Origin of the sequence: Bacteroides sp. L008 (assembly GCF_040812255.1) — a bacterium.
In the GTDB taxonomy this organism is placed as follows: domain Bacteria; phylum Bacteroidota; class Bacteroidia; order Bacteroidales; family Bacteroidaceae; genus Bacteroides; species Bacteroides vicugnae.
In genome coordinates this window covers 3316521-3330212 of sequence record NZ_JBFNXO010000001.1, presented here as the reverse complement: position 1 = coordinate 3330212, position 13692 = coordinate 3316521, and the positions used below count along the sequence as shown (strand labels likewise).

Genomic DNA, 13692 nt, shown 5'->3' with positions numbered 1-13692 from the left:
AATAGAAGGCTATTTTAATAATATTAGGATAGCTTTCTATTTATTTTGTGTGTTTTGGAAACTTTAGGAATATTGAAAACGATATAAATTTCAGGTTCTTCTTTACACTGTTCAATAAACTCCACCTGTATACATGAGGATTAATTTAATTATCAGTTGAAATATAAATACATTTATCATATTGTGTTTTTATTAATTTTTTCATATTTTTGCAGGGAGTTTTTGGAATATTTGTGAAAGGCATGGATAGTTTTGTAAAAATGAGAAGGTATTTGTTGTTTATAATCCTTCTCATTAATGGTACTGTAAGCAAGGGGCAGATTTATAAGTACATAGGGCTGGAAGATGGTTTGAACAATCAGAAAATATACCATATCCAGAAAGACCGAAGAGGGTATATGTGGTTCTTGACTCAGGAAGGGGTAGACCGTTATGACGGCAAACATATCAAGCATTACACCTTTTCCGACAACAGCATGAAGTTGGACTCGCGGATTGCCTTGAGCTGGCTTTATATGGACAGAAAGGATAGGTTATGGGTGATTGGTCAAAAAGGGCGTATTTTCAGGTATGATTCACAACATGATAAATTCGAGCTGGCCTACATACATCCGAAGCTGATTAGAAATAAATCTCAGGCATTTCTTAATTACGGTTATCTGGATAAAAATGATCATGTCTGGTTGTGTTATAAAGACACCATTACTTGGTATAATATCCGTACTGGCACAACGCAGGATATGGTAATGCCGGTCCACGGGGAAATAACTGCCATCGAACAGACGGAGGGCAACCATTTCTTTATCGGTACGGGAAGCGGTCTGTTTCATGTTGGAGTAGAAGAGGGGAAACTGAAGTTGGTTTCCGATGAAGTCGTGGAAAGTATAGTTACACCGGTACATGAACTCTATTATCACGCTATTTCAAAACAATTGTTTATAGGAGGCTATAAAGACGGAATACTTGTGTATGATATGGGGGAATCGGGAAAAATCACTTCCTGTCATTCACCAAACAATGTAGAGATTAACCGGATTGTTTCATTGAATGCTCATGAATTGCTAGTGGCTACAGGTGGAAAAGGTGTATATAAATTAGATGTGAATACCTGCCTGAGTGAACCATATATAACGGCTGATTATAGTAGCTATAATGGGATGAATGGAAACAATATCAATGACATTTATGTGGATGAAGAAGAGCGTATCTGGCTTGCTAATTATCCCACTGGTATTACAATCCGTAATAACCGTTATCAGAGTTACGACCTGATAAAACATTCTCTCGGAAACAACCGGTCACTGGTGAACGATCAGGTTCATGACGTGATGGAGGATAGTGACGGTGATCTTTGGTTTGCTACCAGTAACGGTATCAGTCTCTATCAGACCGGTACAAAAGAGTGGCACTCCTTTTTTAGTTCTTTTGATCCGGTACCGGATGATGAGAATCACATCTTCTTAGCACTGTGTGAAGTCTCTCCCGGTGTGATATGGGCTGGTGGTTTTACCTCCAATATTTATAAGATAGAAAAAAAAGGGTTTAAAATAAGTTGTTTTTCTCCTGCTTCTATTGCAGGAATACGCCCCGACCAATATATTTTTGATATTAAAAAGGATTCGAACGGTGATATTTGGTCCGGTGGATATTATAATTTAAAACGTATCAATCTTGAGACTAAAAGTGTGCGTTTGTATCCGGGGGTAAGTTCCATCACCACCATTCTGGAGAAAGATGCCCGGCAGATGTGGATTGGTACGAGAATGGGGCTTTATCAGCTTGATAAGAAATCTGGAGTTTACCAATATATTGACTTGCCTATTGAGTCTCTTTACATATGTGCATTATACCAGAGGGGAAACGGCATCCTGTATATTGGTACCCGTGGAGCCGGACTTCTAGTTTATGATAGCAATGAAGGGAAATTTATTCATCAGTATCGGGCTGACAACTGTGCGCTGATTTCCGACAATATTTATACGATTCTTCCACGTCAGGACGGCAGCCTCCTGATGGGAACGGAGAACGGTATTACAATCTATTCACCCAATGAACACTCCTTCCGCAACTGGACGCGGGAGCAGGGGTTGATGAGTGTCAATTTTAATGCAGGCTCTGCCACCGCTTACAGTAGTAGTACGCTTGTTTTTGGCGGTAATGACGGTGCTATCAGGTTCCCGACAGACATACAGATACCGGAGCCGCATTATTCACGTCTGTTGCTGCGTGATTTTATGATAGCCTATCATCCTGTTTATCCGGGTGATGACGGATCTCCCTTAAAGCAGGATATTGACGAAACCGAGCAGCTTGAATTAGCCTACGGACAGAATACTTTCTCTCTTGATGTAGCTTCTATTAATTATGATTATCCGTCCAATATTCTTTATTCATGGAAAATTGACGGTTATCATAAAGAATGGAGCCGTCCGAGCCACGATAACCGGATTCTTGTCAGAAATTTGCCTCCCGGCAGTTATACTTTACAAATTCGTGCCATATCCAATGAGGAGAAATATAAGACTTATGAGACGAGGAGCATTCAGATCATTATTACACCTCCGGTATGGGCCAGTATGTGGGCCATGGTGGGGTATGCAATTCTATTGGTGTTGGTTATGATTATCATATTCCGTATTATCATGTTGCACAAACAAAAGAAGATATCGGATGAGAAAACACGGTTCTTTATTAATACGGCCCATGACATACGTACACCGCTTACATTGATAAAAGCACCGTTGGAGGAAGTTGTAGAAAATCATATGGTGACTGATAAGGCATTACCTCATATAAATATGGCTCTTAGGAATGTGAATACATTGCTTCAACTGACGACCAACCTGATAAACTTTGAGCGGATAGATATTTACTCTTCTACCCTTTATGTATCAGAGTATGAGCTGAACTCTTATATGAATGATGTTTGCGCTACTTTCCGCAAATATGCCGAAATGAAACATATCAAATTTGTTTATGAAAGTAACTTTGACTATTTAAATGTGTGGTTTGATAGTGACAAGATGGGATCTATTCTAAAAAATATTTTGTCCAATGCATTGAAATACACGCCGGAAAATGGCAGTGTGTGTATTTGTGCTTACGAGGAAGGAACCACTTGGAGTATCGAAGTGAAAGATACAGGAATTGGTATTCCTTCATGTGAGCAGAAGAAATTATTCAGGAACTATTTTAGAGGTAGCAATGTTGTCAATCTGAAAGTAACGGGTAGTGGAATCGGGCTTATGTTAGTATATAAACTGGTCCGGTTGCATAAGGGAAAGATTCAGATTCAAAGTGCCGAACAACAGGGTACTTGTGTCCGGATAACTTTTCTGAAAGGAAATAAACATTTCCATAAGGCTAAATTCATTTCCCCTAAAGAGGTGGATGAATGTCCGGAAGTTACCATGTCGGGTGAGGCTCCGGATTTGCCGGTCATGAAATCTCCACAGATGAACAATTCTTCGCAACGTGTTTTGATAGTGGAAGATAATGATGATTTGCGCAATTATCTTGTTGATATGCTTGCCGTAAGTTATTACGTTCAGTCTTGTTCCAATGGAAAGGATGCACTTGTCATTATACGGGAATTTAATCCGGATCTCGTCATATCTGATATAATGATGCCCGAAATGAGTGGGGATGAGCTATGTTCAACTATAAAGAGTGATATTGAGATGTCTCATATTCCAGTCATTTTGCTGACCGCACTAGGGGATGAAAAAGATATACTCGGAGGACTGGAAATCGGAGCAGATGCTTATATCACCAAACCTTTTAGTGTGGGAATACTTAAGGTTACTATTAAAAACATACTTGCGAATCGTGCATTGCTCCGTCAAGTTTATAATAGTATTGAAGATGAAGAGAAGGATTTACCAGCTAATTGCGCTAATACCTTGGATTGGAAATTTATAGCTTCAGTTAAGGAATGTATAGAGAAGAACATGGGAGATCCGGGCTTTAATGTGGAGATGCTTAGCAGTCATCATCATATGAGTCGTACAAGTTTCTTTAATAAATTAAAAGCGTTGACCGGTTATGCTCCGGCTGATTATATCCGGATGATACGTTTGCAACATGCTGCACAGTTGTTAAAACAGGGTGAACATACAGTAACGGAGGTTTCTGATATTGTTGGATTCTCGGATGTGAAATACTTCCGGGAGGTATTTAAGAAGTATTACGATGTAAGTCCAAGCAAGTATGCAGAGTCGGGAAAGGAGGGAGCTTCTTCGACAACCAATTTTCGAAACGAGACAGATTAACCAAAAAGCCCTGTAAGAATGTTTTCTTCTCACAGGGCTTGTCTTTATGGGAAAAGGAATTATTTATAGTAATTTGTTGGAGCCAAGTATAATCAGCATGGTATATCCCAGTATTAGTCCGATGATTCCCATAATTATGCCGACTTTTTCCATATCTTTTTGCTGAATCATACCCGTGGCATGTGCCAGTGCGTTGGGAGGGGTACTGATGGGTAATATCATTGCTAATGATGATCCGATTGCTACCCCGATCAATAAAGTTTCTACCCCACCTAATGAAGACAGGTTTTCGCGCATGCTGCTTCCTGCAATAGCAAGAATAGGGACGAGCAATGCCGCAGTAGCCGTATGTGAGATGAAGTTTGCCATGGCATAACAAATCAGTCCGGAGCCGACAATCATTAGTACAGGAGGCCATGTGTTGAAGGGGATAGCTTCAATCATATGTTTGGCCAGTCCTGTTTCCTGTAAGGCAACACCCAGTGCGAATCCACCGGCTACCATCCAGAGCACACTCCAACTGATTTCTTCCAGGTCACGTTTGGTGATAACCCCTGTTATACAGAATACGGCTACCGGAATCATGGCTACTACATTGGAATTCACTCCTGTCACTTTGTCAAACATCCATAGGACGACAGTGATAGCAAAAGTGATATAAACCACAATGGAACGCCAGTCTTTTTTTGCTTCACCTTCAATTTGTAATTCGATATTTTTTTGTTTAAAAGGGAATAGTCTTAAGAGAATAAACCACGCAATAAATAATACAATAATGGTATAAGGCAACATAAAACTCATCCACTCTCCGAAACCGATGTTTAAGTTTAGCCCTTCCGGGTCATTCAGGTATTTTAAAGCAATGGCGTTGGGTGGAGTGCCGATAGGAGTTCCCATACCGCCTACATTGGCAGCTACAGGAATAGCCATGGCCAGACCTATTTTTCCTTTACCGTCTGCTGGCAGTGCTTTTAACACAGGAGTAAGGAAAGTGAGCATCATGGCAGCTGTAGCCGTATTGCTAAGGAACATTGAAAAGGCTGCTGTAACGAGAATGAATCCTAATAGTACATAGCGTGACTGTGTTCCGAAAGGTCGCAGCATGACGCGTGCCAACAATACGTCCAGTCCGCTTTTGGTTGCTGCGATGGCAAGTATGAACCCACCTATAAATAGCATAATGATAGGATCGGCAAAGCAGTGCATAATGGATTTATACTTGACTGTCTGCCCTAACTTATCAGCTGAAATATTTTGTGTGAGGAACCATAAGCTACTGTCGGAAACGGTGAGTAATAGTAATACAACAATCAATACGGAAGTTGTCCATGCAGGGACAGCTTCGAATACCCACATCAGTGTGGCAAAAATAAAGATGGAAATAAGTCTTTGTTCTATGACGGTTAATCCTTCTATTCCAAATGTGTCAATAGGGAGGAGCCATAAAATAAGGGAGAGGGTAATAGCTACGGTTAACTTAATGCATCGGGTTACTGTCTGATTTTTTGCCAACCGTTTGGCTTTTTTCAAATCCTGATAAGCCTCTACTAGATGGAAGCCGTGAAAAATTTTGTACATAATACTAGGTTAAGATAAAATTTAAAAAAACGGTGCAAAAATAACTTTTTATTCCATATTTAGTTATTAGGAGATGATTTTTTTTCTTTATTTTTTCTAGCTAAAGTGTCTTTGGAGATATCGGAAAGAAAAAAGGTCGGAAATAATACCACTCTTTTTTATCTCTGTTTTTTAGTTTTCATATAGGTTACTATAATATATTATTTTATTTTTGTATTGTCCTTCTATAATTTGATAACTACTATAATTAAAGCCATGAAAAAACTGAAGATTTTATTATTTCTATGTGTTGTCGCATGTACGCTTACGGTACAAGCACAAAAACAATTTACCTTGAACTCTCCGGATGGGAAACTCCAAACAACTATTACCGTCGGTGATAAGTTGACTTATGACATCCATTGTGACGGACGTCAGATACTGGCTTCTTCTCCAATTTCGATGACATTGGATAATGGAGAAGTTTGGGGAGAGAAAGCAAAGTTGGCCGGCACTTCCGGGAAAAAAGTAGATCAGATGGTTCCTTCTCCTTTCTATCGCGCCAACGAACTAAGAGATTACTATAATGAACTGACTCTCCGGTTTAAGAAAGATTGGAACGTAGAGTTTCGTGCTTACAATGATGGTATTGCATATCGCTTTGTCAGCCGGTCGAAGAAAACTTTCAATGTAGTGGATGAAACTGTAGATTACCGTTTCCCGTTCGATATGGTAGCCTCTGTTCCGTATGTAAAAGCGGGGAAAGACGGTGATTACGAATCCCAATATTTCAATTCTTTCGAGAACACTTATACTACTGATCGATTATCGAAACTGAATAAAAAACGTTTGATGTTTCTGCCGTTAGTAGTGGATGCTGGTGAAGGTGTCAAGATTTGCATCACAGAATCCGGTTTGGAGAATTATCCCGGTCTCTATTTATCTGCTGCTGAAGGGGAAAAACGATTGACGGGTAAATTCGCCCCCTATCCCAAGAAGACAGTGCAGGGCGGACACAATCAACTTCAGATGTTGGTGAAAGAGCGTGAAGCTTACATTGCCAAAGTAGATAAACCCCGAAGTTTTCCATGGCGAATGAGCATTGTTACCACTTCCGATAAAGATTTGGCGGCAAGCAACTTGAGCTATTTGTTGGCTGCTCCTTCCCGTCTGACGGATATTTCATGGATCAAACCCGGTAAAGTGGCATGGGATTGGTGGAATAACTGGAACTTGGATGGCGTTGATTTTATCACCGGAGTAAATAATCCGACTTATAAAGCATATATTGATTTCGCTTCTGCAAACGGAATAGAATATGTAATCCTTGATGAAGGTTGGGCAGTCAACCTGCAGGCGGATTTGATGCAAGTAGTGAAAGATATTAATCTGAAAGAACTGGTAGATTATGCAGCTTCCAAAAATGTAGGTATTATTCTTTGGGCTGGTTATTATGCCTTCGATCGTGATATGGAGAACGTTTGCCGTTATTTTGCCGACATGGGAGTCAAAGGCTTTAAGGTCGATTTTATGGATCGTGACGATCAGTATATGACAGCATTCAATTATCGGGCTGCCGAAATGTGTGCTAAATATAAATTGATTCTCGATTTGCATGGAACGCATAAACCGGCCGGCTTGAATCGTACCTATCCGAATGTGTTGAACTTTGAAGGGGTTAATGGCTTGGAACAGATGAAATGGAGTCCGGCTTCGGTCGATCAGGTGAAGTATGACGTACTGTTGCCTTTCACCCGTCAGGTTTCCGGTCCGATGGATTACACCCAAGGCGCGATGCGTAATGCTTCGAAAGGTAACTATTATCCTTGTAACTCGGAACCTATGAGCCAGGGAACTCGCTGTCGCCAACTTGCTCTGTATGTGGTATTCGAGTCTCCTTTCAATATGCTGTGCGATGCGCCAAGCAACTATATGCGCGAACCGGAATCAACCGAATTTATTGCCAATATTCCGACCGTATGGGATGAAAGTATCGTGCTTGATGGCAAAATGGGAGAGTACATCGTAACGGCGCGCCGGGCAGGAAATGTCTGGTATGTAGGTGGAATTACCGATTGGACGGCACGTGACATTGAAGTAGATTGTTCCTTCTTGGGCGACAAGACATACGATGCTATATTATTTAAGGATGGAGTGAATGCCCACCGGGTTGGACGTGATTATAAATGTGAATCTTTCCGGATAAAGAATGACAGTAAGCTGAAGATTCATTTGGCACCCGGAGGTGGTTTTGCACTGAAGATCAAATAATAGCTACTTTAGGTTCTATATTCTATCTAAATATTGAACCGGATTTGACAAGTCTGAAAATAGGTTCGATGCTGTATCTGTAAATTTGATACAGCATCGAATTTTTATGAACAGGCCGATTGAAGACCTGCCGGACAATGATAAATTAGAACATGTCAGGATAATGCCGCAATACCTGTTCCTATCAGATTGGCATTATTCATACTTTTTATGTCGATCTCTACGTCTTCCAAACCAAATAAACTGAAGAGTTCCCGTAATTTCTCCATGACAATCATATTATAGTTTTTATCTTTTCTGTTCTTGCTCCAGAAAAGACTTCCTTCGGCAACCAGGCAAATTCTCCTTATCTCCTTATTGTATGACTTTAGCAACATGATAAGCCCTGTAAGTGAAGCTGCAACCAATTGCGCCGATCTGCCATATATCCACTGTGCTACCTGCACATACACTTCTTTATAAATATCGGGATAGTTCATGATAGAGGTAAGCTTCTGTGCATCGAATTTTTCTTCAAATTCTTCCAGAGGGAAAGTCGCTTTTAGAATGTCTCCCAAGTACATGCCGGATACAGCTTTCTCGAAACGTTGTCTTCCCGGATTGTCGGAGATTACATCTACCGTATTATCTACTGCGGTGAGGAATGGCGGATGGAAGTTCCCCGACTCCAGATTAACGGGAATCAATCCATCGACCTTATGTGACGGACTTAACTTCTTAATTTTGTCAGCCGGAATAAAAGTAGCCATATTGGTACCTGTTCCCACAATCAGACCTATATATGCATCGTAACTGTTGTCGGTAAGTCCTGCAAATAAACTGGCTACGGTGTCATTAAGCACTTTTATATTCGTAAACTTGATTTTATTTCTTTCGTTTAGATAGTCCAGCAAAGGCTTCCCTACCACTTCTCCGATCATCTCTTTTATGTCAACTCCTTTTGTCCAGCGTAAGAGTTTGGCATCTCCGCTTGGCACAGACTCTGTCGGATAAGAAAAGCAATATCCGATTGGCATTTCTTTCTCCCGTTTTATTCCGGTAATCATGTCTGCCAATTCTTTGAATAACTCCTCGCGGGTATAGCCGGGAGATTTCATAACCGACATGTCTTTCTTCCAACCATTGTTGGGGTGAATGGTTGGAGGAACTTTACTGAAGTCAACGATTGCCACCCGATAATTGGTTCCTCCCAAATCAAGCACTAACGATTTACCATTAATACTACTTGCTTTCGGAGTGATAAAAGTTGGAATGCATTGTATCTCTGCATTTTCTGTGTTCAATCCCTCTTCTACTTTTGCTTTGAATGAACGGGCAATTTCTTTGAGTTGCTCATTATCTAACTGAAAAATATTCTTCTCCATGATATTGACTTTTATTGTGTATACTATGATATATATGAATAACAACTGAAAAGGAATTTTGCTCGGTCGGTCGGTATACGGTATATGGATTCGGCCGGATTCCTGATTTATCTCTTTCTTTTTTGCTCTTTCCTAAAAAATAACCTTTCGTTGAATTCAGCCTTCCTGCAAATGATTTTTCATTTTCATTTCTCATATTCTCATGAGCGATATGGTAATCGGTTGTAAATCAATTATATAATGCTATGAGAAATAAACCGTAGAATGGTATTTCTCATAGTATTTCCATCATTTAGACCTAAAAATGATGCATTTCTCATAGGTTTTAAATCATTTCTCATCTTATTCTCATACTCCTTTTATCTATTTTGCTCATTTCTCATGCATGATGGCTGTAGCTTTTTCCGGACTATCGCCGGACTTGCGATTATTCCTTTCCTTATGTCGTTTATTAATCAACTTCCTATTGTTTACTGCTTTCCTGTGTGTCATTCACCTTATATCTTTATGTTTTTCCTTAATCATAGTCATTCCTTCCTACTACTATCTGTATCGTTCCACTCCAGTGAACAGGCTTTTGCACTAGAGTGGAAAGAACCATCCACTCGAGTGGAACGATCTGTTCACTGGAGTGGAACGATGCAGATGCAGGTAGGAAAATATACAAATGTCCGCTCTATATACTTTCAATAAGCACTGGTAATATATTGTAAAGCAGTGTATAGTCTGGTATTCTACTTGGTCTTTAGCTTAGAATCTGGCTTGATAATTTATAGGATAAATGGTTAAAATACTATGAGAAATACCTTGAAAAGGTATGAGAAATGCGTTGTTTTATGGACAAAATGCTGGTAATACTATGAGAAATGCTATTTTCTATTTTATTTCTCATAGTGTTATGTCTTTGATTTACAAGATATTATTATGTGCGTTATGAGAACATGAGAAATGAAAATGAAAAATCGTTTCTAGTAGAATGTCAGATTCGTGTTTTTTATATGATATAGACTAGATTAATTGATAAAGCATATCTTTTTTCTGTCAAAATTGTTTGTTTAATAGATATTTATTTCTACTTTTGTCATAGTTTACTTTCGAGCGAAGGAAGTAGCTTTTTAATCATTTTATTGAGAACGGTTATTTATTATATATCTCTCCAAAAGAATCCGCTAATTTTTTTCCTGGGGATTGTAATAAGTGTCGGGTCTCACGCATCTTTTGTATATATACTTTGTTATATACTCAATTGGGCGTGGGGCTATCACTTATGCATCTGGGAAGGGTCTTAGCGGATACCATTTGGAGGGCGTAAGTAGATAGTTCCCACGTTCTCTTTTTATATAAACCTCGCACCACCGGGAACTGATGTGGTAATTCATATAAACTATGTGCGGAGACTTTAATCGTATCATCATTCAGCTATCGCAGCATCCTGTTGTGAACAAATCTTTCTCTGATTTAACCTGTACCGAATGCGAACAGGCGTATGTCTTGATAAATGAATTGATTAGTTTATCAGTAGAAGAAGATTATACCCTATTGGATTATATTCAGATGGCACGCCTGAAGTATTATCTCGGTGAGCTTTCTTGCAAGATATATTCTGTAAAGGAAGATGCCGCCCTTCATTATGGTAGCGCCCTTCATTTATTGGAGAAAGGCGGTCTCGATCTGAGCCTAAAGAAATGGATTGAACTTGTCAGCCTCCGTATGGAGGAATAAATCGTCGTTGCATTTCAATTCTGCATTTCCTGACGTATGTTTGCCTCATTTCTTTTTGCATATACTTGATTGAATAATCCTGTATATGCAAAAATCATCATGTCTTATAATCCGGTTTTGGTATATTTTATATGGCACTTCGCTTTTCTCTTATGATTTTCTTCTTAATTTATCTTTGCCTTACGCTCGCCCGCTCGCGTGTGATATAATAATGTATAGTTCTCTTCTTGTTTCCGCGCACGATCTACCCGTGCTTAAAAATATGTTCTACAACATCGTTCTGCGTCAGCACTTTAGCAAATGTATTCAAAAATAATTAGAAAAAATAGTTTGATATATTTGGATTGTATACCAAAAGGGGCTACTTTTGCACCCGCTTTCCAAGAGAAGAAAGCCTTGAAAAATTGACTTAGTGAAAAAGCGGAATCCCACTTAAAGAAAAGAACAAAAAACTTCCGAAAAAGTTTGGATTATACTGAATAAAGTTCTTATCTTTGCAGTCCGATTCGCAAAGAAAACCGGCGAGTTCTTCTTTCATACATTCTTTCCCTTTCGCATAGAGAGCCAGAGAAAATAAAGTAAAAAGAAAAACTGAAAAAAAAACTTCCGAAAAAGTTTGGTAGTTAAAAATAAAGCCCTTACCTTTGCACCCGCTTTTAAAACGAAAGCAACAAGTTCTTTGAAATATTGATAAACAATACAAGTAGTACAAGTAAAAATAGAACCGTCAATACTTGTCTTATGAAGTAGCGATACAATTAAGACTAACAGGTATTTGAATAAGGTCAATAAAATTACGGCGTCCTGAACAGAGCAAATAATCATCTTAACTGATGATAAAAATACTTTTACAATGAAGAGTTTGATCCTGGCTCAGGATGAACGCTAGCTACAGGCTTAACACATGCAAGTCGAGGGGCAGCATTTCATTTTGCTTGCAAAGTGAAGATGGCGACCGGCGCACGGGTGAGTAACACGTATCCAACCTGCCGATAACTCGGGGATAGCCTTTCGAAAGAAAGATTAATATCCGATAGCATATCAATCCCGCATGAGATTGATATTAAAGAATTTCGGTTATCGATGGGGATGCGTTCCATTAGTTTGTTGGCGGGGTAACGGCCCACCAAGACTACGATGGATAGGGGTTCTGAGAGGAAGGTCCCCCACATTGGAACTGAGACACGGTCCAAACTCCTACGGGAGGCAGCAGTGAGGAATATTGGTCAATGGACGTAAGTCTGAACCAGCCAAGTAGCGTGAAGGATGACTGCCCTATGGGTTGTAAACTTCTTTTATATGGGAATAAAGTATTCCACGTGTGGGATTTTGTATGTACCATATGAATAAGGATCGGCTAACTCCGTGCCAGCAGCCGCGGTAATACGGAGGATCCGAGCGTTATCCGGATTTATTGGGTTTAAAGGGAGCGTAGGTGGATTGTTAAGTCAGTTGTGAAAGTTTGCGGCTCAACCGTAAAATTGCAGTTGAAACTGGCAGTCTTGAGTACAGTAGAGGTGGGCGGAATTCGTGGTGTAGCGGTGAAATGCTTAGATATCACGAAGAACTCCGATTGCGAAGGCAGCTCACTAGACTGTCACTGACACTGATGCTCGAAAGTGTGGGTATCAAACAGGATTAGATACCCTGGTAGTCCACACAGTAAACGATGAATACTCGCTGTTTGCGATATACAGTAAGCGGCCAAGCGAAAGCATTAAGTATTCCACCTGGGGAGTACGCCGGCAACGGTGAAACTCAAAGGAATTGACGGGGGCCCGCACAAGCGGAGGAACATGTGGTTTAATTCGATGATACGCGAGGAACCTTACCCGGGCTTAAATTGCATTTGAATATGTAGGAAACTATATAGCCGCAAGGCAAATGTGAAGGTGCTGCATGGTTGTCGTCAGCTCGTGCCGTGAGGTGTCGGCTTAAGTGCCATAACGAGCGCAACCCTTATCTTCAGTTACTAACAGGTCATGCTGAGGACTCTGGAGAGACTGCCGTCGTAAGATGTGAGGAAGGTGGGGATGACGTCAAATCAGCACGGCCCTTACGTCCGGGGCTACACACGTGTTACAATGGGGGGTACAGAAGGCAGCTACCTGGTGACAGGATGCTAATCCCAAAAACCTCTCTCAGTTCGGATCGAAGTCTGCAACCCGACTTCGTGAAGCTGGATTCGCTAGTAATCGCGCATCAGCCATGGCGCGGTGAATACGTTCCCGGGCCTTGTACACACCGCCCGTCAAGCCATGAAAGCCGGGGGTACCTGAAGTACGTAACCGCAAGGAGCGTCCTAGGGTAAAACTGGTAATTGGGGCTAAGTCGTAACAAGGTAGCCGTACCGGAAGGTGCGGCTGGAACACCTCCTTTCTGGAGTGATGCCGTAAACGATGTAATTCTGCATGAATAATGTAAAATACAACATCGTAAAAAAAAGTGACTTTAAAGGTTCTGTTTTTTGTACTACTGGTACTTGTTTATTTATAATATATAGATCA

The 13692-nt window shown here is 40.3% G+C and carries 5 protein-coding genes and 1 rRNA gene; 4 read left to right on the top strand and 2 right to left on the bottom strand.

Annotated features, from left to right (window positions below; genetic code table 11):
- The first annotated feature begins 242 nt into the window (after window positions 1–242).
- The gene (locus AB3G73_RS13330) at window positions 243–4271 is read left to right on the top strand and encodes a two-component regulator propeller domain-containing protein (RefSeq protein WP_367745108.1); all 4029 of its coding nucleotides are present in this window, start codon (window positions 243–245) and stop codon (window positions 4269–4271) included.
- Window positions 4272–4334: 63 nt separating this feature from the next.
- Here AB3G73_RS13330 and AB3G73_RS13325 read toward each other — a convergent pair whose 3' ends face one another.
- On the bottom strand, window positions 4335–5849 hold the full coding sequence (locus AB3G73_RS13325; protein WP_195650393.1) for an SLC13 family permease: 1515 nt from the start codon (window positions 5847–5849) through the stop codon (window positions 4335–4337).
- A 255-nt stretch (window positions 5850–6104) separates the two neighbouring features.
- On the opposite strand from AB3G73_RS13325, the gene AB3G73_RS13320 reads away from it, so the two are divergent.
- Complete coding sequence (locus AB3G73_RS13320) at window positions 6105–8099, top strand: glycoside hydrolase family 97 protein (protein WP_367745107.1); 1995 nt, start codon at window positions 6105–6107, stop codon at window positions 8097–8099.
- Window positions 8100–8254: 155 nt separating this feature from the next.
- Here the strand turns inward: AB3G73_RS13320 and AB3G73_RS13315 are convergent, their stop codons facing one another.
- Complete coding sequence (locus tag AB3G73_RS13315) at window positions 8255–9463, bottom strand: hexokinase (RefSeq protein WP_117971898.1); 1209 nt, start codon at window positions 9461–9463, stop codon at window positions 8255–8257.
- A gap of 1386 nt (window positions 9464–10849) precedes the next feature.
- Between AB3G73_RS13315 and AB3G73_RS13310 the strand changes: the two genes are divergently transcribed.
- Both AB3G73_RS13310 and AB3G73_RS13305 read left to right on the top strand, forming a co-directional pair.
- Window positions 10850–11185, top strand: a complete 336-nt coding sequence (locus AB3G73_RS13310; RefSeq protein WP_004327208.1) for a hypothetical protein — start codon at window positions 10850–10852, stop codon at window positions 11183–11185.
- 850 nt (window positions 11186–12035) lie between these two features.
- Window positions 12036–13564, top strand: a 16S ribosomal RNA gene (locus tag AB3G73_RS13305).
- Window positions 13565–13692 lie beyond the last annotated feature (128 nt).